This is a genomic window from Alsobacter sp. KACC 23698, from assembly GCF_045348435.1.
GTDB lineage: Bacteria > Pseudomonadota > Alphaproteobacteria > Rhizobiales > Beijerinckiaceae > Alsobacter.
In genome coordinates this window covers 5,427,641-5,449,878 of record NZ_CP157484.1, presented here as the reverse complement: position 1 = coordinate 5,449,878, position 22,238 = coordinate 5,427,641, and the positions used below count along the sequence as shown (strand labels likewise).

Sequence of the window (22,238 nt, the reverse complement as noted above, 5' to 3'; positions counted from 1 at the left end):
GAAGGGGAGCGCCCCTGTCGTCGCCGCGCTATCCGCCACGACGGGCGAAGCCAGCCGATGGCTCAGTTCGCGACCTTCTTCTCGTAGCTTTCGAGGATGTCGTTGAAATAGGGCGCGATCGGGAAGGGCTTGCCCTTGCTGGCGAGGTCGGCCGGCGTGATGTCGGTGAAGAGCTTCTGCCAATCGGCCTTGTCGAGCTTGCCCTCGAGATGCTGCGCGTCGATGCCCGGATACCAGTTGAACTTCTTCACGATGCCTTCTGCCTGAACCTCCGGGCTGGTCGCCAGCGCGATGAACTCCTCGGCGAGCTTGGCCTGCGCGGCCTTGGCGGGCACCGCGTAGTACATCGGCTGGCCGGGCATGCCGGGGGCGACGAGCTTCAGCTTCATGTTCGGCGGCAGCTTGCCGTCGTTCTGCCAGGTGTAGAACATGTCGACCCAGACCGGGCCCATGGCGATCTCGCCGCGGTTGAGCATGTCCAGCGTGCCGGCGTTGCCGGGCGTGATCACGACGTTCTTGTTGAAGTCCTTCAGATCGGCGAGCGCCTTGTCCCATCCGGTCTTGGCGGCCGCGTCGTAGGGGCCCTTCATCAGCTTGTCGCTGTCCTGCCCGAAGGCGTAGACCCAGCCCGCCACGAAGGCGACGCCGGACATGCCGCCCTTGATGCCGTTATAGCCGAACTGCTTGGGATGCTGCTTGGCCCAGGCGGCCAGCTCCGGGTAGCTGTTCGGCACGTCCTTGACCATGTCGGCGTTGTAGGCGATCGCGGTCTGCGAGTGGAACATCGGCATGACGTAGCCGGACACGTCCGCGCCCAGCGAGTTGTTCGCCGTGTCGCGGGTGACCAGCGAGCCGGTGTTGATGTCGCTCCGGTACTTCATCAGCAGGGCGTCCTTGGCCATGTCGCCGGCCATCTTCTGGTGGATCACCACCACGTCGAAGTCCCAGGCCGGCGCGTTGGCGGCCTTCTGGGCGCTGAGCTTCTCGAAGATCTTCTGCGAGCCGCTGTCGCCCGGGCCGGTGCCGACCGCGACCACCTTCACGCCCGGGTGGGACTTCTCGAATTTCGGGCCGAGATAGTCCTTGATGTAGTCGACCATGTTCTGGTCGCCGGCGCTGGCGACGTTCAGGGTCTGCGCGGACGCAGGCGCGGCCAACGCGGCCGAGACGGCGAAGGCCGACAGGGCTGGGATCAGGGCGTAGCGCATCGTGTGTCCTCCTGGGATGCCCGGGCTACTGCGTGGCCGCCGGGAAAATGTGAAGTCGGGAGAGCGGAAGGCAGACGCCGACGGGCGCGCCGAGTTCGTGGTAGCCGGCGTCCTTGACGCTCAGGTGACGCCCGCCGGCGTCCACGCCATAGCGGTAGTGGCCGCCCGGATAGGCGCGCGTCGCCACCACGCCGGGGAGCACGATGGCGGCAGCCGGGCAGTCTTGGCCGGGCGTCGCGTCCGCGGCCGTGAGGCTGGCGGCCTCCTCGCGGAAGAACGCCGTCACCGCGCCGGCCGCCGGGGCGGCGCCGTGCTCGCCCGACCAAGGCGCGGGGCGGGCCATTCCGACCGCCTGCAGCCCCACGCCGCCGCCCGTCTGGGGCAGCACGTCGAACTCGATCCGGTTCTCGGCCCCCAGGAACGTGGCCACGAAGGGCGAGGCCGGGCGGTCATACACCTCCTCCGGCGTGCCCATCTGGGCGATGCGGCCCTGGTCCATGATGACGACGCGGTCCGCCATCGTCATGGCCTCCTCGCGGTCATGCGTGACGTGGATCGCGGCGAAGCCGAGGCGGTTCTGCAGCGCCTTGATCTCGTAGCGCAGCTGCAGGCGCACCTTGGCGTCCAGGTTGGAGAGCGGCTCGTCGAGCAGCAGCAGGGACGGCTCGATCGCCAGCGCCCGGCCGAGCGCCACGCGCTGGCGCTGTCCGCCCGAAAGATCCGTGACCTTGCGGTCCTCCAGCCCGGAGAGGTTCAGCATGGCGAGGAGGTCGCCGACCCGGCGGCGGATCTCGCCGCGCTCCACGCCGCGCAGGCGCAGGCCGTAGCCCATATTGCCCAGCACCGTCATGTGCGGCCACAGCGCGTAGGACTGGAACACCATGGCGACGCCGCGCTTCTCGGGCGGCAGCCCCGCGACGTCCTTGCCGAACAGACGGATGGATCCCGAGAACGCCTTCTGGAAGCCCGCGATGGTGCGCAGCAGGGTGGTCTTGCCACAGCCGGACGAGCCCAGAATGGCGATGAACTCGCCGGGCGCAGCCGTCAGGTCGACCCCATGAAGGATCTTCGTCGACCCATATCCCGCGGTCAGGCGCTCGACTTCGATCGCCGGCCGACCGTCTCCTCCCATGACGCTCTCCTTGGGCTGACGCCGGAGACGCTTATTGGTTGCAAAAGACAGTGAAGCGACAAAACGAAGCGTTGGCTAGGGGGTGAGTCCCCGGAAAGCGGGATTACAAATGAAAAGTCCCCTCCTCGGGCGAGGAGAGGACCAAACAGCGCGGAAAGAGCGCCGGAATCAGCTCGGACGGGCGAGCTGCGCGCCCGGCCACACCTTGGTGGCCGCCCTGGCGTATTGCGGAGGCCGGGGCAGGTCGAAGCCGAGCGCGTCGGCCGCGTGCCAGCCCCAGCGCGGATTGTCCAGGAAGGCGCGGGCGAGCGCGACCTGATCCGCCGCGCCGCTCTGGAGGATGTCCTCGGCCTGCTGCGGGGCGGCGATCATGCCCACCGCGCGGGTCACGATGCCGGTGCGCCGCCGGACCTCCTCGGCGAAGTGGACCTGATAGCCGGGCCCGACCGGAATCCGTGCGGTCGACACGTTGCCGCCCGACGACACGCAGGCGAACACCAGGCCGGCGTCCTTCATCTCGGAGGCCAGCGCCACCGCGTCGTCGATCGTGAGCCCGCCGTCGGTCCAGTCGGAGCCGGTGATGCGGGCGCCGAGCGCGACCGTGTCCGGGATGGCGGCCTTCACGGCGCGGGCGACGCGGTGGATGAAGGCGCGGCGCTTCTCGGGCGAGCCGCCCCACTCGTCGGTGCGGGTGTTGGAGATGGGGGACTGGAACTCGTGCAGCAGGTAGCCATGGGCCCCGTGCAGCTCAATGGCGTCGAAGCCGAGCCGCACCGCCCGCCGGGCGGCCTGGACGAAGCCCGCCTCGATGCGGTCGAGGTCATGGGCGTCCGCGGCCTTCGGCACGTGCCAGCCCTCGGCGAAGGGAATGGCGGACGGCCCCACGGTCTGCCAGGGATCCTGGTCCGGCTTCAGCGGCCCGCCGCCTTCCCACGGGCGCTGGACGGAGGCCTTGCGGCCGGCATGCGCGAGCTGGATGCTGAACTTCGTGCCCGGCAGGGCCACGGCCCGCGCCGCCGCCAGAGCGCGCCCCATGGCGCGTTCGTTGGCGTCGGAGTAGAGGCCGAGATCGCCGTGGCTGATGCGGCCGTGCCGCTCGATGGCGGTCGCCTCGATGGTGACGAGGCCCGCGCCGGACATCGCGAGATTCATCCAGTGCTGGATGTGCCAGTCGGTCGCCGATCCGTCGTCGGCGGTGTACTGGCACATCGGCGCCACGACGATGCGGTTCGGCGTTTCGACCGAGCCGAGGCGCAAGGGAGAAAAGAGCAGGGACATGCTGGGAAACCCGGTTCAAGGACGGGGGGAAGCCGAAAGAATAGGTCGCCGGCGCTCTCCGGGAAGTCCCGGGACGCGCATGGCTGCAACGCTCAAGGCCGCATGGCTCAAACCCAGACGCCGCGTTCCGTCCGGGAGCGCGCCTCATGGGCGATGTCGATCAGCGACAGGATCGTGAACAGCACCTGCGCGCCCGCGTGGGCGGTGTTGCTGGTGGCGTCATATTGCGGCGCGACCTCGACGACGTCGCCGCCGACGATGTCGAGGCCCTTGAGGCCGCGCAGGACCTGGAGCGCCTCGCGCGGGGTAAGGCCGCCGACCTCGGGCGTCCCGGTGCCGGGCGCGAAGGCGGGGTCGAGGCTGTCGACGTCGAAGGACACATAGGTCGGGCCGTCGCCCACCACCTCGCGGGCCCGGGCGATGGCGGCCTCGGCGCCCATCGCTGCGAACTCCTCGGCGTGGATCATGGTCATCCCCGACGCGGTGGAGAACTCCCACAGATATTCGGCCCCGCCGCGGATGCCGATCTGGATCACCCGATCGGGATCCAGCACCCCGTCCAGCACCGCCTGACGGAACGGCCCGCCATGGTGGAACTTGGAGCCCTCATAGGGGCCGGACGTATCCGCATGGGCGTCGATATGCACCATGCCGACCGGGCGTTTGCGCCCGACGGCCTTCAGGATCGACATGCTGATGGAGTGGTCGCCGCCCACCGAGAGCGGGATCACGCCGGCGTCGACGATGCGGGTGTAATAGGCCTCGATGTCCTCGTGGCAGCTTTCCAGGCTGTAGCGGCTGCGGAAGGGCACGTCGCCCACATCGGCGACCCGCAGGGTCGACAGGGGCGTGCGGCGCAGGACGTGCTCGAAAGGCCCGATCCGCTCGATCGACCGCACGGCGCGCGGGCCCAGGCGGGCGCCGGCCCGGTTGGTGACGCCCAGGTCCATCGGCACGCCCACGACGGCGACGTCGAGGTCGGCGAAATTCTGCTCGGCGGCCTCCGGGCGGAAGGGCGCGCCCATGAAGGTCGCCGGGTCGGCGAAGGGCCATTTGCGCTTGTCGCCCTGGAACTGGCTGGCGGCCACCTTGGCGAATTCGGGATCGAAGATGTCCGATCCGTGCGCCGAACCGAACTTCTCGCGCAACGCCTTCAGCTTCTCGTCATCCACGATGCAGTCCTCACGCGGCGTCCCACAGGCTGGACCCGGTGGGCGAAGCCTGTAGGAATGGCGGCGCGCGCGCAAGGCCGCGGCGAGGACGATGACGAATGGCTGCCCTGAATCCCAATCTGGTCGACACCGCGACGCCGCCGATCCCCGAGGCCCAGGGCTGGGCCCGGGCTTATGCGGGCGCACGCGGCCCGCTGATCGACCTGTCGCAGGCGGTGCCGGGCTATCCGCCCCATCCGCAAATGCTGGCGCGGCTGTCGGAGGCGGCCGGCCAGGTCGCGGCCGCGGGATACGGCTCCATCTCCGGCGACGCGGACCTTCGCGACGCCTATGCGGCGCATGCGTCCTCGGTCTATGGCGCGACCATCCGGCCGGCGGAGACCGCCATCACGGCGGGATGCAACCAGGCCTTCGTCATCGCCCTGATGGCGCTCGCCCGGGCCGGCGACGCGGTCCTGCTGCCCTCGCCCTGGTACTTCAACCACGAGATGACCTGCCGCATGCTGGGCGTGGAGGCGCGCCCCCTGCCCTGCGCGGCGGAGAACGGGTTTATCCCTGACCCGGATCTCGCCGAGCGCCTGATCGACGACCGGGTGAAGGCGATCGTGCTGATCACCCCCAACAATCCGACCGGGGCGGTCTATCCGCCCGAGACGCTGGCGCGCTTCGCGGCGCTGTGCCGGCGCAAGGGGATCTGGCTCGTCGTCGACGAGACCTATCGCGACTTCCTGGACGCCGGCGGGCGGCCGCACGGGCTGTTCGGCGAGGCCGGCTGGGGCGACACGGTGATTGGCCTCTACAGCTTCTCCAAGTCCTACTGCATCCCCGGCCACCGGCTGGGCGCCGTGACGGCCGGCGAGGACGTGATCGCCCAGATCGGCAAGGTGCTGGACTGCGTGCAGATCTGCCCGACCCGCGCCGGCCAGATGGCGCTCGCCTGGGCGATCGGGGCGCTGGGCGACTGGCGCGAGCAGAACCGGCGCGAGATCGGCGCGCGGGCGGCGGCCTTCGGCGCCGCGTTCGCGCAGGCGCCCGAATGGCGCATCGACTCGATCGGGGCCTATTTCGCCTATGTGGCGCATCCGTTCCGGGACGTCCCCGCCCCGGTCGTGGCGCGCAAGCTCGCCAGCGAACGCGGCGTGCTGGCGCTGCCGGGCGGCTATTTCGGCGCCGGCCAGGATGGACACCTGCGGGTCGCCTTCGCCAATGCGGATCGGGACGCGATCGCCGGCCTCCCCGAGAGGCTGGCCGGCTTTTCGCTCTGACGGCCGCCGGGGCGCTCAGGCGGCCGACGCCGCCCGGGCCTGCTGGATCGCCTCCCACACCCGCTTGGGCGTGGCCGGCATGTTCATGTGCGGGACGCCGACCTCCGCCAGCGCGTCCGCGATGGCGTTCATCACCGACGGGAGCGCGCCGGCGCAGCCCGCCTCGCCGCAGCCCTTGGCCCCGAGCGGGTTGGTCTTGGCCAGCGTGGGCCGGCTCTCGAAGGAGAACTCCGGCATGTCGTCGGCCCGCGGCATGGCGTAGTCCATGAAGGACCCGGTCACGAGCTGGCCGTCGGCGTCATACTCGGTGAACTCCATCAGCGCCTGGCCGATGCCCTGCATCACGCCGCCATGAAGCTGACCCTCGACCAGCAGCGGGTTCACCACCGTGCCGAAGTCGTTGACCATGCTGTAGCGCACGACCTTCGTGACGCCGGTGTCAGGATCGATCTCCACCTCGGCGATGTGGCAGCCGTTCGGATAGGCCGACGGCGAAAGCCTGTGCACGTGGTCGACGTCGAGCGTCGCCGGAACGTCGGGCGGCAGGGACAGGCTCCCGTCCCGCAGTTTGGCGGCCAACTCCATCACGTCGACGCCGCGGTCGGTGCCCGCGATGGCGAAGCGGCCGTCGGCGAACTCGATGTCCTCGACACCCGCCTCCAGCGCGTAGGACGCGATCAGGCGGCCCTTCTCGATGACCTTGTCGCCGGCTTCGGCGATCGCCGCGCCGGACGCCATGATGGACTTCGACCCGCCGGTGCCGCCGCCCGCGATCAGCCTGTCGCTGTCGCCCTGCACCAGCTTGATCTTGTCGAAGGGCACGCCCAGCTTGTCGGTCAGCACCTGGGCGAAGGGGGTCCAGTGCCCCTGCCCGTAGTCCAGCGTCCCGGTCACGATGGTGACGGAGCCATCGGCCTCGAAATGAATCCCGCCCATCTCGTTCATGGGGGGGGCCGTCACCTCCAGGTAGCAGCCGATGCCGCGCCCGCGCAGCAGGCCCCTCTTGCGACTTTCGCGCTTGCGCTGCGGGAAGCCCTTCCAGTCGGCGGCCTCGATGGCGCGGTCCAGCAAGGCGCTGAAGTCGCCCGAGTCGTAGACGGTGTCGACCGGAGTCTTGTAGGGCATCTGGGACGGCTTGATCTGGTTGCGCTTGCGCAGGCTGATCGGGTCGATCCCCATCTCCCGGGCGGCCTGGTCGATCAGCCGCTCCATGAAGTAATTGCCCTCAGGCCGCCCCGCGCCGCGATAGGCGCTGATCGGAACCGTGTTGGTGAACATGCAGCGCGTGTCGACCTGGAACAGCGGCGTCGTGTAGGTGCCGACCCCGTTCTTGTGGATGTTCAGCGTCGACATCAGAGGCGCCACCGGCGAAAGGTAGCCGCCCATGTTGCTGTGGCCGCTGATGCGCACGGCGAGGAACTTGCCCTTCGCATCCAGCGCCAGCTCGGCGTGGACGTTCTGGTCACGCCCGTGGTGGTCCGAGACGAAGCTTTCCGAGCGCTGGTCGGTCCACTTCACCGCCTTCCCGAGCAGGCGCGCGGCGTGCAGCAGGCTGACATATTCGGGGAACACCGACGCCTTCATGCCGAAGGAGCCGCCGACATTGCCGGTGACGATGCGGACCTGCTTGGGGTCCACCTTCAGCACATTGGCGAGGTTGTTGCGAAAGCCGAACACGCCCTGGGTCGGCACGTGCAGGACGAAGCGGCCCTCCTCGAACTGCGCCACGGCCGCGCGGGGCTCGATGGGGTTCACGACGACGCGGTTGTTGGCGATGTCGAGCGTCGTCACATGGGCGGCGGACGCGAAGGCGGCCGAGACCTTTTCGGTGTCGCCGAAATGATAGTCGAGAGCGCAGTTGCCGGGCGCCTCGTCGTAGAGCGTCGGCGCGCCGGGCTTGTCGGCCTCCTCGGGCGTCACCACCGCGGGCAGAACGTCGATGTCGAGCGCGACGGCCTCGGCGGCGTCCCGGGCCTGTTCGGCCGTCTCGGCGACCACGAAGGCCACCGGGTCGCCGACGAAGCGCACCTTGTCGACCGCCAGGGAGGGGCGGGCCGGCGTCACCATGGCCGAGCCGTCCCGCTGCTTCTGCGTCATGATGCATTTCAGCGTGTCGTAGCCGGCCGCCACCAGGTCCGCGCCGGTGTAGCCGGCGACCACGCCCGGCATGTCCAGGGCGGCGGAGAGGTCGATCCCGTTGATCACGCCATGCGCGTAGGGGCTGCGCACGAAGGCCGCGTAGAGCTGGCCCGGCATGTTGACGTCGTCGGTGTAGCGGCCTTCGCCGCGCACCAGGACCGGATCCTCGTTGCGCGGCACGGGCTGGCCGATGCCGAATTTCATCAGGGAGAGGTCGCTCGGGGGCGTCGGCTTGTTCATGACGGTCGGGGGCTCGGGTGATGCGGGCTGGTCGGGAGTCTAGCGCGCAGCGCCGCGAAGGCGAGGGCCCGGCGGGCAGGGCTCCGCCGCGCAGAGGTCATGGGGGCGCTGGCTACTCGGCCGCTTCGCCGGCGGCCTGCGCCTCGGCGGCAGTCTCGGCGGCGTCCACCGTCTTCAGGGCGTCGGGCGCGGGCATCGAGATGATGTTGTAGCCGGAATCCACATAGTGGATCTCGCCTGTGACGCCCGCCGAGAGATCGGACAGGAGATAGAGCGCCGAACCGCCGATCTCCTCGATCGACACCGTCCGCCGGAGCGGGGCGTGCCGCTTCTGGTAGTTGAACATCAGCCGCGCGTCGGTGATGCCGGCGCCGGCGAGCGTCCGCACCGGGCCGGGCGAGAGCGCGTTGACCCGGACGCCCTGCGGCCCGAAATCGCTCGCCAGATAGCGAACGCTGGCCTCGAGGGCCGCCTTGGCGACGCCCATGACGTTGTAGTTCGGCATGACCCGGGTGGAGCCCCCATAGGTCAGCGTGACGAGCGAGCCGCCGTTCGGCATCAGGGCCGCGGCCCGCTTGGCGATCTCCGTGAAGGAGAAGCAGGAGATCACCATGGTGCGCGAGAAGTTCTCGCGCGAGGTGTCGGCGTAACGCCCTTTCAGCTCGTTCTTGTCGGAGAAGCCGATGGCGTGGACCACGAAGTCGATGGAGCCCCAGGCGTCCTTCAGGGCCGCGAAGGCGGCGTCCACCGAGGCGATGTCCTCCACGTCGCAGGGCAGCACCAGGGCCGGGCCGCGTCTCTTGTCCGGGTTCAGGCTCTCGGCCAGCGGGGCGACCCGCTTGCGCAGCGCCTCACCCTGATAGGTGAAGGCCAGTTCGGCGCCGTGCTCGGCGAGCCTCTTGGCGATGCCCCACGCGATCGAGTGGTCGTTGGCGACGCCCATGATGAGGCCGCGCTTGCCGGACATGAACGAGGACATGCCGTTCTCCTGGTTCGGGGAAGGGCGCCTCAGGCGTCCGGATGCTTCATCACGATGGTGGCGTTGGTGCCGCCGAAACCGAACGAGTTGGACAGGACCGTGCCGAGCCTGGCGTTGTCGATCCGCTTGCGGACGATGTTCATGTCCGCGAATTCGGGATCGAGCTCCTCGATGTTGGCGCTCTCGCAGATGAAGCCGTTCTGCATCATCAGGAGCGAGTAGATCGCCTCCTGCACGCCGGTGGCGCCCAGCGAATGGCCGGTGAGCGACTTGGTGGCGGAGATCGGCGGGCACTTCTCGCCCGAGCCGAAGACCTGCCGGATGGCCTCGATCTCCTTCTGGTCGCCGACGGGCGTGGAGGTCGCATGCGGGTTGATGTAGTCGATCGGGCCCTTCACGCCGGCCAGCGCCTGGCGCATGCAGCGGATCGCGCCCTCGCCCGACGGGGCCACCATGTCGTAGCCGTCCGAGGTGGCGCCGTAGCCGACGATCTCGGCGTAGATGCGCGCGCCGCGCGCCTTGGCGTGCTCCAGCTCCTCCAGCACCAGCACGCCGGCGCCGCCCGCGATGACGAAGCCGTCGCGGTTCTTGTCATAGGCGCGGGAGGCGACCGCCGGGCGGTCGTTGTACTTGGTCGACATCGCCCCCATGGCGTCGAACAGCACCGAGAGCGTCCAGTCGAGCTCCTCGCAGCCGCCGGCGAACATGACGTCCTGCTTGCCGTACTGGATCATCTCGTAGGCGTTGCCGATGCAGTGGTTCGACGTCGCGCAGGCCGACGAGATCGAATAGTTGACGCCCTTCAGCTTGAACCAGGTGGCGAGCGTGGCGGAGGCCGTCGACGACATCGCCTTGGGCACCGCGAAGGGGCCGATCCGCTTGGGGCCCTTGTCGCGGGCGATGTCGGCCGCCTCCACGATGGTGCGGGCGGACGGGCCGCCGGAGCCCATGATGATGCCGGTGCGCTCGTTGGAGATGTCGCTCTCCTCGAGGCCCGAGTCGCGGATCGCCTGGTCCATCGCGACGTGGTTCCAGGCCGTCCCGGTGGCGTGGAAGCGCATGGCGCGGCGGTCGACCAGCTCGGACGGGTCGAGCGTCGGCGCGCCGTGGACCTGGCAGCGGAAGCCGAGTTCGGCGTATTTGTCGGCCCGGACGACGCCGGACTTGGCCTCGCGCAGCGATGCGAGGACCTCCTGGGTGGTGTTTCCGATCGATGAGACGATGCCCATGCCGGTCACGACGACGCGCTTCATGGTGTCGGCTCCTTCCCATGGCGCCCGGCGAGCTCGTCGAGACCCGGGCGAAGATTCAAACGAGGATGAACGGGGCGGTATCCAGGGGCCTCAGGCTCCGGCGGTCTTGAACAGCCCGACCCGCAGATCCTTGGCTTCGTAGATGCGGCGGCCGTCGGCCTCCAGCCAGCCGTCGGCGACGCCCAGCACGAGCTTCGAGCGGAACACCCGCTTGAGATCGACGCCGTAGACGACCTTCTTGACGCTCGGCAGGACCTGGTCGGAGAACTTGACCTCGCCGACTCCCAACGCGCGGCCGCGGCCTTCCGCGCCCAGCCAGCCAAGATAAAAGCCGGTGAGCTGCCACAACGCGTCGAGGCCGAGGCAGCCCGGCATCACGGGATCGTCCTTGAAGTGGCACTGGAAGAACCAGAGATCAGGACGGACCTCGAGCTCGGCGCGGATCAGGCCTTTTCCGTTCGGTCCGCCGGTCTCGCTGATCTCGGCGATCCGATCGAACATGAGCATCGGCGGAAGAGGAAGCTGGGCGTTGCCGGGCCCGAACATCTCGCCGCGTCCGCAGGCGAGAAGATCCTCGTATTCGTAGGTCGACCGCTGCTGCATGTCCCCGAGGGGCTCCGTTCCCGTCATGGAAGATGAGGCGTGGTCCTGCCGGACACGCCCGATTTCGCGCAAGGTGGTAGCACAGCGGATCGCGCATCGAAAGCCGCAAGAGGTCGAAGCGTCCCGGGCGGCGTCCCCACATTTTCCCTGGGTTGCGGCGACGGTCCGCCGTTCTTATGATATGCAGGATCTTCACAATCACGGTTCGCGCGCACCCCATGACGGATTTCAGCCATTCCGCTCGTCGCCAGGGCATCCCTGCGCTCGGCTCCGCCGGCGCCAGGGCGGGCGCGCCCGCGGCTCAGGCGGGCGGGTGGTCGAACCAGAGCGGCTGCCCCTTCCACGACCTGCGCGGCAAGCTGCGGCAGGCGGGCCTGCGCCCGACGCGCCAGCGCGTGGGGCTGGGCTGGCTGCTCTTCGCCCGCGGCGACAGGCACGTCACCGCCGAGGTGCTGTTCGAGGAGGCCGCCAAGGCCCGCGTGCCGGTGTCGCTGGCCACCATCTACAACACGCTGCACCAGTTCACCCAGGCGGGGCTGCTGCGCGAGGTCGCGGTGGACGGGGCCAAGACCTATTTCGACACGAATGTCAGCAACCACCACCACTTCTTCGTCGAGGGCGAGAACACGCTCCACGACATCGAGGGGCATGAGGTGGAGGTCGCCTCCCTGCCCGAGCCGCCGCCCGGCATGGAGATCGCCCGCGTCGACGTGATCGTGCGGCTGCGCAAGAAGGGCTGAGGCTGCGGCCGGATCGCCGCGACGGCTACTCCACCTTCTCGTTCGGATAGACGCCCCACAGCTTGTTCTGCGGCATCCAGCCGTCGAAGCCCGGCCCGATGACGCGGCACCACTGGCCGTCGCAGGTCTTCAGCGTGCCGAGCACGCCCGGCTGGAGCTGCGCGACGACGTCGCCCTTCAGGTTGGCCCGGTTGTAGAGCGCCAGCGGTCCCTGCTTCCACCAGGGCGCGACCAGGCCGGTGCGCCGGCCCGACAGCAGGCTGTGCAGCACCCAGCCTTCCGCGCCGTCGGAGTCGCGGATGCGTCTCCAGGTCTCGAACTCGGCCGTGATCTCGACGGGCAGCCCGGCGCGCTGGAACACCCAGCTCGTGCGGTGGTCCTTGGACGGACCCTCGCGCAGGTTCACCCGGTCCGACTTCAGGCTGACGAATCGCGGCACCGGGAGGCCGGACGCGGTTCCGGCGCTGGTGCCGTCCGCGGCCAGGATCGGCGACGGACCCCAGGCGCAGAACAGGGCGGCGGCGACGGCCAGGGTGCGGGCGAAGAAGGGGGGCATCGAGCGCATGGAGACGAACCGCGGGTTCTAGATCTATTGTCCCGGTGACCGGGCGTTGTGTTTCCGCCGTCGCATCGCTAGACAGGACTCGCCTGGACAAGACTTGGCCTGTGCGGCGCGCGGGGACCCTCCCGTTGTCCCCCGCGCATCGTTAACGCTTGGTGAATGCGCCCGCTCTTCGGGCCGAACCGCGGGGTGGGGGACCGCCGACAATGACCAAGAAGAAGCCGCTCGTCGTCGTGACCCGGAAGCTGCCCGACGTGGTCGAGACCCGCATGCGTGAGTTGTTCGACGCCAGGCTCAACGTCACGGATGCGCCCATGTCGCCGGCCGAGCTGGTCGAGGCGGTCAGGACCGCGGACGTCCTGGTTCCGACCGTCACCGACAAGATCGACGCTCCGCTGCTCGCGCAGGCGGGAGAGAATCTGCGGCTGATCGCCAATTTCGGCAACGGCGTCGACAATATCGACGTGCAGACGGCCCTGTCGCGCGGCATCACGGTCACCAACACGCCGGGCGTCCTCACCGAGGACACGGCGGACATGACCATGGCGCTGATCCTGGCCGTCGCCCGCCGCATCGCGGAGGGCGCCCGGGTCATCCCCGACGAGACCTGGAACGGCTGGTCGCCGACCTGGATGCTGGGCCACCGCATCACCGGCAAGCGCCTCGGCATCGTCGGCATGGGCCGTATCGGCCAGGCGCTGGCGCGCCGCGCCAAGGCGTTCGGCCTGCAGGTGCATTATCACAACCGCCGGCGCGTGGCCGCCGCGATCGAGGAAGCCCTGGAGGCGACCTACTGGGATTCGCTGGACCAGATGCTGGCCCGCATGGACGTGGTGTCGGTCAACTGCCCGCACACCCCCGCGACCTATCACCTCCTGTCGGCGCGCCGGCTCAAGCTGCTGAAGCGCGACGCCATCGTGGTCAACACGGCGCGCGGCGAGATCATCGACGAGAACGCCCTCACCCGGATGCTTGAGGCCGGCGAGATCGCCGGCGCGGGCCTGGACGTGTTCGAGCACGAGCCGGCGATCTCGCCCCGAACCCTCAAGCTGGCGCGCCAGCACAAGGTCGTGGTGCTGCCCCACATGGGCTCCGCCACCATCGAGGGGCGCGTCGACATGGGCGAGAAGGTCATCGTCAACATCAAGACCTTCATGGACGGGCACCGTCCGCCGGACCGCGTCCTGCCCGCGATGCTCTGATCGGGCGCGGGCGGCGTCGCGCCGCCCGTCCCGTCCGTCCCGGGGTCAGAGACCCTCGAACAGCGCCGTCGACAGATACCGTTCCGCGAAGGACGGGATGATGATGACGATGTTCTTGCCCTTCGCCTCCGGCCGGGCCGCGATCTCGAGCGCCGCCGCCACGGCCGCGCCGGACGAGATGCCCACCGGGATCCCTTCGAGGCGGGCGAGATGCCGCGCGGTGTCGAAGGAGGTCTGGTTGCCGACCGTGATCACCTCGTCGATGATCGAGCGGTCCAGCACCTGCGGCACGAACCCGGCGCCGATGCCCTGGATCTTGTGCGGACCCGGCTGCCCGCCGGACAGGACCGGCGAATCCTCCGGCTCCACCGCCACCACCTTGAGGGTGGGCCGGCGCGGCTTCAGCACCTGGCCGACGCCCGTGATGGTGCCGCCCGTGCCGACGCCCGACACGAAGTAGTCCACCTCGCCATGGGTGTCGTTCCAGATCTCCTCCGCGGTCGTGCGGCGGTGGATTTCAGGATTGGCCGGATTGGCGAATTGCTGGGGGATCACCGCGCCCGGCGTGGCCGCCTTCAGCTCCTCGGCCCGGGCGATCGCGCCCTTCATGCCGAGCGGCGCCGGCGTCAGCTCCAGCTGCGCGCCCAGGAGCGCCAGCATCTTGCGCCGCTCCACCGACATCGATTCCGGCATGACCAGGATGAGCTTGTAGCCACGCGCCGCCGCCGTGAAGGCCAGGGCGATGCCGGTGTTGCCCGAGGTGGGCTCGATCAGGGTCGAACCGGGCTGGATCGCGCCGGACGCCTCCAGGGCGTCGATCATGTTGACGCCGATGCGGTCCTTCACGCTCGAGATCGGGTTGAAGAACTCGAGCTTGGCCAAGAGGTGGGCGCCGACGCCCTTTTCACGCGCCAGCCGCTGCAGGCGGACGAGGGGCGTGTTGCCGATCGTATCGGTGATCGAGTCATAGATCCGGCCGCGGCCGGGAGCGGCCTCGGACCCCTGCTGCGAGACGTGCAGTGCTGCTGGATTGGCCATCGTCGCTCTCCATCGAACCTGTGGTCACAGGATTAGACTTATCCACACGCTGCGTCGAGAATGAACTCTAAATCCAATTCTAAATCGTGAAATCTGCGGTCACGGGCGCGTCCTTGAAGAGCCCGTCGGCGCGCCGGCACAGGTCGTCGACCGTGACGGCGTCGAGCTCCTTGAGGAACGCCTCGCCGGCGCCCTGGACCGTCGGGCCGATCACCTCGTCGACCAGGCGCGACTCCGGCGCGGGCGGCATGGAGTCCTCGCCCGTGGAGGCCATCGCGGCCCGGACGATGTCGCCGGCCGTGATGCGGCGGCGCTCGCGGGCGATCTCGTAGCCGCCGCGAGGGCCGCGCACCCCTTTCAGGATCCCTGCCCTGACGAGCGCCTGCAACATGGTCTCAAGATGGCGCGGCGGAAGATTGTGCCGAACCGCCAGCATCTTGGCGGCGACCGGTGAGGGCCGCGCATGCAGCGCGATGTCCACCACGGCCGCGATGGCCAACAGGCTTCGTCTCGACAACAGGATCATCCGTCAGCTCCTCCCTGGGGACGAGCGTCAGACACCCGTCGATCCGAATCCGCCCTGGCCGCGCCCGGTCTTTTCGAGCGCGCCCTCCTCCGCCAGCCGCACCCGCGTCACCGCGGCGACGACCAGCTGGGCGACGCGCATGCCCCGGTTGATCACGAACGGCGCAGGGCCGTGATTCACCAGGATCACGCCCACCTCGCCGCGATAGTCCGCGTCGATGGTGCCCGGCGCGTTCAGCACCGTGACGCCGTGCTTCAGGGCCAGTCCGGACCGGGGTCGGACCTGCCCTTCATGCCCCTCAGGGAGGTGGAGCTTCAGGCCCGTCGGGACAAGCACCCATTTCCCGCTTTCCAACGTGATTTTTTCATTTTCGCCGATGGCGGCGAGCAAATCCAGCCCGGCGCTGTGCTCCGTCTCGTAGCGGGGCAGCGGCAGGCCCTCGGCGTGCGGCAGCCGTTCGACGCCGACGCGCAGGCTCGCGACGTCCGTTCCTACACCCATTGGCGGTCCTTCAGCTGCTCGGCGATGCGCTGCGCGAGGCGCTGGGCGACCGCCGTCTTGTCGAGGATGGGCCAGGTCTCGACGCCGTCCCGGGTGACGATGGAGACCGTGTTGCGGTCGCCGCCCATCACGCCTGTCCCGCCCGCAGGCGTGCTGACGTCGTTGGCGACGATCCAGTCGCAGCCCTTGCGGGCCAGCTTGGCCTTGGCGTGCTCGATCACCTTCTCGGTCTCGGCCGCGAAGCCGACGACCAGCACCGGCCGGCCCGATGTCCGCTTGGCGATCGTGGCCAGGATGTCGGGATTCTCCACGAGCCCCAGGCTGGGCGGCCCGCCGGGCGTCTTCTTCAGCTTCTCGTCTCCGGCCCGCGCCACCCGCCAGTCCGCCACGGCGGCGCAGAACACCGCGGCGTCGACCGGCATCCGGGCCTCGACGGCGGCCAGCATCTCGGCCGCGGTCTCGACCTTCACCACGGCGACGCCGGGCGGATCGGCCAGCGCCACCGGGCCGGAGACCAGCGTCACCTCGGCGCCCAGCTCGGCCAGGGCGCGCGCGATGGCGTGGCCCTGCTTGCCGGACGACCGGTTGGCGATGTAGCGGACCGGGTCGATCGGCTCATGCGTCGGGCCGGACGTCACGAGCGCGCGGCACCCGGCGAGGGGCTTGGCCGGGGAGGCGGCGCCCCCGCTGAGCAAGGCAGCGGCCGCGTCCGCGATCGCGTCGGGCTGCGCCATGCGGCCGAAGCCGAATTCCCCGCAGGCCATCTCGCCCTCGTCGGGGCCCACCACCGAGACGCCGTCCTCCCGCAGGACCGCGAGATTGCGCTTCGTGGCGGGATGCTCCCACATGCGGACATTCATGGCGGGCGCGATCAGCACCGCCTTGTCGGTGGCCAGCAGCGCCGTCGAGGCGAGGTCGGAGGCGAAGCCGTGCGCCATCTTGGCCATCAGGTCGGCCGTCGCCGGCGCGACCACCAGCAGGTCGGCGTCGCGCGACAGCTCGATATGGCCCATCTCGGCCTCGTCGGTGAGGGAGAACAGGTCCGTATAGGCCTTGTCGCCCGAGAGGCTCGCCGCCGACAGCGGCGTCACGAATTCCTGGGCGGCCTTGGTGAGGATGCAGCGCACCGACGCCCCGCGCTTGCGCAGGACGCGGATCAGCTCGAGGGCCTTGTAGCCCGCGATGCCGCCGCCGACGATGAGGAGGATGCGTTTGCCGCTGAGCGTCATGAGGGGCTCCGGGATCAGCGCTTCTCTACCATGACAGCATGCGCATCGTCGCCGCGAACACGCAGATCGCGATGATCCAGAGCGCCACCGTCGACCAGCGGTTGCGGTCGGCCTCGGCCCGGCCGATGCCTTCCAGGCTCTCCGGCGCCAGGCGGAAGCCGCGCCGCGTCGCGTCCTCCAGGTCCAGCACGAGGCGCTCGGCCCGGTTCACCAGGGTCGGCAGATGGCCGAACAGGCTGGCGTAGGACATCGCCCCGCGCCCGGCCTCCTCGATGCGCCCCAGCGGCCCCAGATTGCGCTCGATCCATTCGCGGACGACCGGCTCGGAGGTCCGCCACATGTCGAGGCGAGGGTCGAGGTTTCGCGCCACGCCCTCCACCACCACCATCGTCTTCTGCAGCATCACCAGCTCGGTGCGGGTGGTCATGTCGAAGATGCCGGTGATCTCGAAGAGGAGCGTCAGCAGCTTGGCCATCGAGATCTGGTCGGCGGTGCGGTCGTGGATGGGCTCGCCGATGGCCCTGATCGCCTGGGCGAAGTCGTCCACCGAATGATGGCCCGGCACGTAGCCGGCCTCGAAATGGACTTCGGCCACGCGCCGGTAGTTGCGGGTGATGAAGCCGAGCAGGATCTCGGCCAGGAACCGCCGCTCCTTCGGCCCGAGCCGGCCCATGATGCCGAAATCGACCGCGCAGAGCTGGCCCTGCCTGTCCACGAACAGGTTCCCGGGATGCATGTCGGCATGGAAGAAGCCGTCGCGCAGCGCGTGCCGGAGGAAGGACTGGATGACGCTGCGGCCAAGGGCGACGCGGTCATAGCCGGCGTCCTCGATGGCGGCGAGCGCGTTCAGCGGCAGCCCGTCGATCCATTCCATGGTGAGCACGTCGCGGGAGGTGCGCTCCCAATCGGGCGCGGGCACGCGGAAATCGGAGTCGTCGCGCGTGTTCTCGGCCATCTCGGACAGCGCCGCCGCCTCCAGCCGCAGATCCATCTCCATCGCGACGGAGCGCGCGAGCGTCTCCACGATGGCGATCGGCTTGAGGCGCTGCGTCTCGGGCAACATGCGCTCGATGGCGCGGGCCGCGAAGGCCATGGCGCGCAGGTCCTTGCGGAAGCGGACGCGCACGCCGGGCCGCAGCACCTTGACGGCGACCTCGCGGTCTCCCGCCGCGGTGCGGACCGTCGCGCGGTGCACCTGCGCGATGGATGCGGCGGCGACCGGCTCGCCGAAGGCGGCGAAGACCGAGGACAAGGGCTGGCCGATCGAGGCCTCGATCACCTTGGCGGCCTCGGCGCGGCCGAAGGCGGGCATGCGGTCCTGCAGCGCCTCCAGGTCTCGCGCCACCCGGACGCCGACGACGTCGGGCCTCGTGGCCAGGAACTGCCCGAATTTCACATAGGACGGACCCAGCCGCGTCAGGGCCGCGGCCAGCCGTTCCGCGCCGTCTCCGGCGCCGGGGCGTTCGATCAGGCGCGCGGCCCACAGGGCCGGCTTGGCGGCGGGGGGCAGCTCGGCGGGATCGACGAGCGCGAAGGCGCCTTCGCGCGCCAGCACGAAGCCGACGCGCGCCAGCCTGATCAGGTGGACGATGGAGGTCAGCACGCGCGGCTCACAGCTTCCATGCCGAATGCAGGCGCACGATGCCGCCGCTCATCGGGCGGTCCGTCACCCGGCCGAAGCCGGCCTCGCGGATCATGGCCGAGAACGCGGCCGGACGCGGGAACTTGCGGATGGATTCCACCAGATAGCGGTAAGGCTCGCCGTCGCCCGTCACGGCCTTGCCGAGCGCCGGCACGGCCGTGAACGAATAGGCGTCGTAGACGGCGTCCAGAATGGGCACGTCCACATGCGAGAACTCCAGGCAGAGGAAGCGGCCTCCGCGCCGGAGGACCCGGTAGGCCTCCGACAGCGCCAGGTCGATGCGCGGCACGTTGCGGATCCCGAAGGCGATCGTATAGGCGTCGAAACCGCCGGCCGGATAGGGCAGGCTCTCGGCGTTGCCTTCCACGAAGTCGAGTTGTCCGGCGAACCGCGCCGGAGCGCGCGCCTCGCCCACCGCCAGCATGTCGGGGTTGATGTCCAGCACGGTCACATGCGCCTGCGGGCCGGCGGCCTCCAGCACCCGGAAGGCGATGTCGCCGGTGCCGCCGGCCACGTCCAGATGCCGCCAGGGCCGGCGCGACGGCGGACGCAGGGTGGAGACCAGCGCCTCCTTCCAGGCCCGGTGCAGGCCGGCCGACATCAGGTCGTTCATCAGGTCGTAGCGGCCGGCGACCTTGTGGAAGACCTCGTCCACCCTCGACTGCTTCTCGCCCAGGGGCACGGTCGCATAGCCGAAATGCGTCTCGGCCGCCTCGTCGCCCCTGCTGGTCCTGCCCGCTTGCATGATCGAATTCCTGTTTGCGGCGCGGACCATAGCGCGCGGGCGTGCGGGACGCTATGTGGCGTAGGTTCATCACGCGCAGGTGGAAATGCCCGAGCTTCCCGAAGTCGAGACCGTCCGGCGGGGCCTCGAGCCCGCCATGGTGGGCGCGCGGATCCTCCGCGTGGAGCAGCGCCGGCCGGACCTGCGCTTTCCCTTCCCGGAGCGCTTCGCCGAGCGCCTGGCGGGACGCAGGATCGAAGCCCTGGGGCGGCGCGCGAAATACCTGCTGGCCGACCTGGACGACGGCGAGGTGCTCGTGATGCATCTGGGCATGACGGGGCGCTTCACGGTGGCGGCGCCGGACGGGTCCGTGGCGCAGCCGGGCGAGTTCCACCACGAGGCCGGAGCGGCGCTGCCGCATGACCATGTGGTGTTTCGCCTCTCCAACGGGGCGACCGTCACTTATAATGACGCGCGGCGGTTCGGCTTCATGACGCTGGTCGCCAGGGCGGAGCTGGGCGAGCACCCGCTGTTTCGCGGCATGGGGATCGAGCCGCTCGGCAACGCCCTCGACGGCGCCTCCCTGGCGGCGCTGTTCGCCGGCAAGAGCGCGCCCCTGAAGGCGGCGCTGCTGGACCAGCGGCTCGTGTCCGGGCTCGGCAACATCTATGTCTGCGAGGCGCTGAACCGGGCGCGCCTCTCGCCGCGGCGCGAGGCCGGCACGATCGCCCGTCGCGACGGCGGCCCGACGGCCCGGTCCGAGCGGCTGGCCCTCGTTATCCGCGAGACGCTGGAGGAGGCGGTGGCGGCGGGCGGATCGTCGCTGCGCGACTACGCCCACACGGACGGCTCGCTCGGCTATTTCCAGCATCGGTTCCGCGTCTATGACCGCGAGGGCGAGCCCTGCCCGACGCCGCGCTGCCGGGGCGTCGTGCGGCGCATCGTCCAGTCGGGGCGCTCGACCTTCTTCTGCGCAGTCTGCCAGAGGTGAGCGATTGCCCTCCCGGGCCGGCTCGGATAGCCCTTGTATCCTGTGCGCCAGGGAGCCCGGAGAAGAGCCCATGAGCCATGACACCATCATCGTCGAGACGCTGGGCCGGGTCGGCCTGGTGCGCCTCAACCGTCCGCAGGCGCTCAACGCGCTCAACGGTGCGCTGATCGGCGAACTCAACGAGGCTCTCGACGGCTTCGAGCGGGATCCCGGGATCGGCGCCGTCGTGATCACCGGCTCCGAAAAGGCCTTCGCGGCCGGCGCGGACATCAAGGAGATGCAGGCGAAGTCCTACCCGGAGACCTATCTGGAGGACTTCATCACCGCCTGGGACCGGGTCGCCCAGCGGCGCAAGCCGATCATCGCCGCCGTGGCGGGCTTCGCGCTGGGGGGAGGCTGCGAGCTCGCCATGATGTGCGACTTCATCCTGGCCGCCGACACGGCGAAATTCGGCCAGCCGGAGATCAAGCTCGGCGTCATGCCGGGCGCGGGCGGCACCCAGCGCCTGACCCGCCTCGTCGGCAAGTCCAAGGCCATGGAGATGTGCCTGACCGGGCGCATGATGGACGCCGCCGAGGCCGAGCGCGCGGGCCTTGTGTCGCGCATCGTGCCCGCCGCGGACCTCGTCGACGAGGCGCTCAGGGTGGCGGCGCAGATCGCCGACCTGTCGATGCCCATCGTCATGATGACGAAGGAGAGCGTGAACCGATCCTACGAGACGACGCTCGCCGAGGGCATTCGCTTCGAGCGGCGCTTGTTCCACGCCATGTTCGCCACCCAGGACCAGAAGGAAGGCATGTCGGCCTTCGTGGACAAGCGGAAGGCGCAGTTCGGCCACCGCTGAGCGAGCCCCCGCCCGGGAGAGGGCCGCCGACCGATGGAGATCGATCTCGTCACCCTGGCCCTGCTGGGGCTCGTGGGACTGGTGGCCGGGTTCTTCGACGCGATCGCGGGCGGCGGCGGCCTGATGACCGTGCCGGCGCTGCTGCTGGCCGGGCTCGACCCGGTGAGCGCCGTCGCCACCAACAAGCTCCAGGGAGTGTTCGGCACGGCGTCGGCGACGCTGTCCTTCGCCCGGGCGGGGAAGATCGCCTGGGCCGAGACCGCCCCCATGGCCGCCATGGCGGCGCTGGGCTCCATGGGCGGCGCGCTCGCCGTCCGCGTCCTGCCGGGCGGCGTGCTCGCGGGCGTCATTCCCATCCTGATGATCGCGATCGCGGCCTATTTCGGCCTCGCGCCGAAGATCCGCGACGAGGACGCGGAACGCCGGATCTCGCCCCTCGCCTTCGGCCTCACTGTCGCGCCCGTCGTCGGCTTCTATGACGGGTTCTTCGGGCCGGGGGCCGGCTCCTTCTACATGATGGGCATGGTGACGCTGCTGGGGGCCGGGATCGTGCGCGCCACCGGCGCGACCAAGCTCCTGAACGTCTCCAGCAACGCGGCCTCGCTGCTGCTGTTCATCCTGTCGGGGCTGGTGGTCTGGCCCATCGGCCTCGTGATGGCGGTCGGATCCTTCACGGGCGCGCAGCTCGGCTCGCGGCTGGCGATCCACATGGGGGCGAAGATCATCCGGCCGCTGCTCATCCTGGTGTGCGTGGCCGTGGCGGTGCGGCTGCTGGCGGACCCGGCCAATCCGCTGCGCCGGGCGGCGCTCGGCTTCTGATCCAAGCGCCCCGCTCTCGCGTCGCTGCAGGGCGTTGACGCTGGGCGAGGCAGCGTGTAGAAGCCCACCACCATGAGCAGCCGGTCGTCTGTCCGCGCTGGCCCATCACTTTTCACACGGAACACAGCGCGGCTTGCGACCCGGCACACGA

General features: G+C 69.8%; 21 protein-coding genes. 6 read left to right on the top strand and 15 right to left on the bottom strand.

Annotated elements, in window-relative coordinates; genetic code table 11:
- Window positions 1–62 precede the first annotated feature (62 nt).
- From ABEG18_RS26040 to speB, 4 genes are all read right to left on the bottom strand, one after another.
- Window positions 63–1,208 carry an extracellular solute-binding protein gene (locus ABEG18_RS26040; RefSeq protein WP_406855930.1) on the bottom strand — a complete coding sequence of 382 codons (1,146 nt, stop codon included), beginning with the start codon at window positions 1,206–1,208 and terminating at the stop codon, window positions 63–65.
- 25 nt (window positions 1,209–1,233) lie between these two features.
- A complete protein-coding gene (locus tag ABEG18_RS26035) occupies window positions 1,234–2,340 on the bottom strand; it encodes an ABC transporter ATP-binding protein (protein ID WP_406855929.1) in 1,107 nt (368 codons plus the stop codon).
- Between the two features lie 168 nt (window positions 2,341–2,508).
- Window positions 2,509–3,618 (bottom strand): NADH:flavin oxidoreductase/NADH oxidase, encoded by a 1,110-nt coding sequence (locus ABEG18_RS26030; protein ID WP_406855928.1) that lies wholly within the window; start codon window positions 3,616–3,618, stop codon window positions 2,509–2,511.
- Between the two features lie 107 nt (window positions 3,619–3,725).
- Complete coding sequence (gene speB / locus ABEG18_RS26025) at window positions 3,726–4,793, bottom strand: agmatinase (RefSeq protein WP_406858715.1); 1,068 nt, start codon at window positions 4,791–4,793, stop codon at window positions 3,726–3,728.
- Window positions 4,794–4,888: 95 nt separating this feature from the next.
- Between speB and ABEG18_RS26020 the strand changes: the two genes are divergently transcribed.
- A complete protein-coding gene (locus ABEG18_RS26020) occupies window positions 4,889–6,055 on the top strand; it encodes an aminotransferase (protein WP_406855927.1) in 1,167 nt (388 codons plus the stop codon).
- A 15-nt stretch (window positions 6,056–6,070) separates the two neighbouring features.
- Here the strand turns inward: ABEG18_RS26020 and ABEG18_RS26015 are convergent, their stop codons facing one another.
- The 4 genes from ABEG18_RS26015 to fabA all read right to left on the bottom strand — a co-directional run bounded on the left by ABEG18_RS26015 (window position 6,071) and on the right by fabA (window position 11,269).
- Window positions 6,071–8,434 carry a xanthine dehydrogenase family protein molybdopterin-binding subunit gene (locus ABEG18_RS26015; protein ID WP_406855926.1) on the bottom strand — a complete coding sequence of 788 codons (2,364 nt, stop codon included), beginning with the start codon at window positions 8,432–8,434 and terminating at the stop codon, window positions 6,071–6,073.
- A 112-nt stretch (window positions 8,435–8,546) separates the two neighbouring features.
- A complete protein-coding gene (gene fabI / locus ABEG18_RS26010) occupies window positions 8,547–9,413 on the bottom strand; it encodes an enoyl-ACP reductase FabI (RefSeq protein WP_406855925.1) in 867 nt (288 codons plus the stop codon).
- 29 nt (window positions 9,414–9,442) lie between these two features.
- Window positions 9,443–10,666, bottom strand: a complete 1,224-nt coding sequence (gene fabB, locus ABEG18_RS26005) for a beta-ketoacyl-ACP synthase I (protein ID WP_406855924.1) — start codon at window positions 10,664–10,666, stop codon at window positions 9,443–9,445.
- A gap of 90 nt (window positions 10,667–10,756) precedes the next feature.
- Window positions 10,757–11,269, bottom strand: a complete 513-nt coding sequence (fabA, locus tag ABEG18_RS26000) for a 3-hydroxyacyl-[acyl-carrier-protein] dehydratase FabA (RefSeq protein WP_406855923.1) — start codon at window positions 11,267–11,269, stop codon at window positions 10,757–10,759.
- A gap of 218 nt (window positions 11,270–11,487) precedes the next feature.
- Here fabA and irrA point away from each other — a divergent pair, with 218 nt between their 5' ends.
- Window positions 11,488–12,009, top strand: coding sequence for an iron response transcriptional regulator IrrA (irrA, locus tag ABEG18_RS25995; RefSeq protein WP_406855922.1), 522 nt, complete (start codon window positions 11,488–11,490; stop codon window positions 12,007–12,009).
- A 25-nt stretch (window positions 12,010–12,034) separates the two neighbouring features.
- On the opposite strand, the gene ABEG18_RS25990 is transcribed toward irrA, so the two are convergent.
- Window positions 12,035–12,574 (bottom strand): SH3 domain-containing protein, encoded by a 540-nt coding sequence (locus ABEG18_RS25990; RefSeq protein ID WP_406855921.1) that lies wholly within the window; start codon window positions 12,572–12,574, stop codon window positions 12,035–12,037.
- Window positions 12,575–12,777: 203 nt separating this feature from the next.
- On the opposite strand from ABEG18_RS25990, the gene ABEG18_RS25985 reads away from it, so the two are divergent.
- A complete protein-coding gene (locus ABEG18_RS25985; protein ID WP_406855920.1) occupies window positions 12,778–13,773 on the top strand; it encodes a 2-hydroxyacid dehydrogenase in 996 nt (331 codons plus the stop codon).
- A gap of 45 nt (window positions 13,774–13,818) precedes the next feature.
- Here the strand turns inward: ABEG18_RS25985 and cysK are convergent, their stop codons facing one another.
- The 6 genes from cysK to ubiE form a co-directional block, all read right to left on the bottom strand.
- Window positions 13,819–14,811 (bottom strand): cysteine synthase A, encoded by a 993-nt coding sequence (gene cysK / locus ABEG18_RS25980; RefSeq protein WP_406855919.1) that lies wholly within the window; start codon window positions 14,809–14,811, stop codon window positions 13,819–13,821.
- Window positions 14,812–14,890: 79 nt separating this feature from the next.
- On the bottom strand, window positions 14,891–15,337 hold the full coding sequence (locus tag ABEG18_RS25975; RefSeq protein ID WP_406855918.1) for an RrF2 family transcriptional regulator: 447 nt from the start codon (window positions 15,335–15,337) through the stop codon (window positions 14,891–14,893).
- 27 nt (window positions 15,338–15,364) lie between these two features.
- Window positions 15,365–15,838: a dUTP diphosphatase gene (gene dut / locus ABEG18_RS25970; protein ID WP_406855917.1), complete on the bottom strand. Its 474-nt coding sequence runs from the start codon at window positions 15,836–15,838 to the stop codon at window positions 15,365–15,367.
- Complete coding sequence (gene coaBC / locus ABEG18_RS25965) at window positions 15,829–17,067, bottom strand: bifunctional phosphopantothenoylcysteine decarboxylase/phosphopantothenate--cysteine ligase CoaBC (RefSeq protein ID WP_406855916.1); 1,239 nt, start codon at window positions 17,065–17,067, stop codon at window positions 15,829–15,831. Before coaBC ends, dut begins: the two co-directional genes overlap by 10 nt.
- A 25-nt stretch (window positions 17,068–17,092) precedes the next feature.
- On the bottom strand, window positions 17,093–18,670 hold the full coding sequence (gene ubiB, locus ABEG18_RS25960) for a 2-polyprenylphenol 6-hydroxylase (RefSeq protein WP_406855915.1): 1,578 nt from the start codon (window positions 18,668–18,670) through the stop codon (window positions 17,093–17,095).
- Between the two features lie 7 nt (window positions 18,671–18,677).
- Window positions 18,678–19,454: a bifunctional demethylmenaquinone methyltransferase/2-methoxy-6-polyprenyl-1,4-benzoquinol methylase UbiE gene (gene ubiE, locus ABEG18_RS25955; RefSeq protein WP_406855914.1), complete on the bottom strand. Its 777-nt coding sequence runs from the start codon at window positions 19,452–19,454 to the stop codon at window positions 18,678–18,680.
- An 85-nt stretch (window positions 19,455–19,539) separates the two neighbouring features.
- On the opposite strand from ubiE, the gene mutM reads away from it, so the two are divergent.
- The 3 genes from mutM to ABEG18_RS25940 all read left to right on the top strand — a co-directional run bounded on the left by mutM (window position 19,540) and on the right by ABEG18_RS25940 (window position 22,087).
- On the top strand, window positions 19,540–20,424 hold the full coding sequence (mutM, locus tag ABEG18_RS25950) for a bifunctional DNA-formamidopyrimidine glycosylase/DNA-(apurinic or apyrimidinic site) lyase (RefSeq protein ID WP_406855913.1): 885 nt from the start codon (window positions 19,540–19,542) through the stop codon (window positions 20,422–20,424).
- A gap of 70 nt (window positions 20,425–20,494) precedes the next feature.
- A complete protein-coding gene (locus ABEG18_RS25945; protein WP_406855912.1) occupies window positions 20,495–21,268 on the top strand; it encodes an enoyl-CoA hydratase in 774 nt (257 codons plus the stop codon).
- A gap of 33 nt (window positions 21,269–21,301) precedes the next feature.
- Window positions 21,302–22,087: a TSUP family transporter gene (locus tag ABEG18_RS25940; protein ID WP_406855911.1), complete on the top strand. Its 786-nt coding sequence runs from the start codon at window positions 21,302–21,304 to the stop codon at window positions 22,085–22,087.
- The last annotated feature ends 151 nt before the right edge of the window (window positions 22,088–22,238 follow it).

What these genes read in the sequence shown, in the direction of transcription:
- ABEG18_RS26015 (WP_406855926.1), bottom strand. Translation starts at nt 8,434, where the DNA reads ATGAACAAGCCGACGCCCCCGAGCGACCTCTCCCTGATGAAATTCGGC.
- dut (WP_406855917.1), bottom strand. Translation starts at nt 15,838, where the DNA reads ATGGGTGTAGGAACGGACGTCGCGAGCCTGCGCGTCGGCGTCGAACGG.
- cysK (WP_406855919.1), bottom strand. Translation starts at nt 14,811, where the DNA reads ATGGCCAATCCAGCAGCACTGCACGTCTCGCAGCAGGGGTCCGAGGCC.
- ABEG18_RS25975 (WP_406855918.1), bottom strand. Translation starts at nt 15,337, where the DNA reads ATGATCCTGTTGTCGAGACGAAGCCTGTTGGCCATCGCGGCCGTGGTG.
- fabI (WP_406855925.1), bottom strand. Translation starts at nt 9,413, where the DNA reads ATGTCCTCGTTCATGTCCGGCAAGCGCGGCCTCATCATGGGCGTCGCC.
- ABEG18_RS25985 (WP_406855920.1), top strand. Translation starts at nt 12,778, where the DNA reads ATGACCAAGAAGAAGCCGCTCGTCGTCGTGACCCGGAAGCTGCCCGAC.
- coaBC (WP_406855916.1), bottom strand. Translation starts at nt 17,067, where the DNA reads ATGACGCTCAGCGGCAAACGCATCCTCCTCATCGTCGGCGGCGGCATC.
- fabB (WP_406855924.1), bottom strand. Translation starts at nt 10,666, where the DNA reads ATGAAGCGCGTCGTCGTGACCGGCATGGGCATCGTCTCATCGATCGGA.
- irrA (WP_406855922.1), top strand. Translation starts at nt 11,488, where the DNA reads ATGACGGATTTCAGCCATTCCGCTCGTCGCCAGGGCATCCCTGCGCTC.
- ABEG18_RS26035 (WP_406855929.1), bottom strand. Translation starts at nt 2,340, where the DNA reads ATGGGAGGAGACGGTCGGCCGGCGATCGAAGTCGAGCGCCTGACCGCG.
- mutM (WP_406855913.1), top strand. Translation starts at nt 19,540, where the DNA reads ATGCCCGAGCTTCCCGAAGTCGAGACCGTCCGGCGGGGCCTCGAGCCC.
- ubiE (WP_406855914.1), bottom strand. Translation starts at nt 19,454, where the DNA reads ATGCAAGCGGGCAGGACCAGCAGGGGCGACGAGGCGGCCGAGACGCAT.
- ABEG18_RS25945 (WP_406855912.1), top strand. Translation starts at nt 20,495, where the DNA reads ATGAGCCATGACACCATCATCGTCGAGACGCTGGGCCGGGTCGGCCTG.
- fabA (WP_406855923.1), bottom strand. Translation starts at nt 11,269, where the DNA reads ATGCAGCAGCGGTCGACCTACGAATACGAGGATCTTCTCGCCTGCGGA.
- ABEG18_RS26040 (WP_406855930.1), bottom strand. Translation starts at nt 1,208, where the DNA reads ATGCGCTACGCCCTGATCCCAGCCCTGTCGGCCTTCGCCGTCTCGGCC.
- ABEG18_RS25990 (WP_406855921.1), bottom strand. Translation starts at nt 12,574, where the DNA reads ATGCGCTCGATGCCCCCCTTCTTCGCCCGCACCCTGGCCGTCGCCGCC.
- ABEG18_RS26030 (WP_406855928.1), bottom strand. Translation starts at nt 3,618, where the DNA reads ATGTCCCTGCTCTTTTCTCCCTTGCGCCTCGGCTCGGTCGAAACGCCG.
- ABEG18_RS26020 (WP_406855927.1), top strand. Translation starts at nt 4,889, where the DNA reads ATGGCTGCCCTGAATCCCAATCTGGTCGACACCGCGACGCCGCCGATC.
- ABEG18_RS25940 (WP_406855911.1), top strand. Translation starts at nt 21,302, where the DNA reads ATGGAGATCGATCTCGTCACCCTGGCCCTGCTGGGGCTCGTGGGACTG.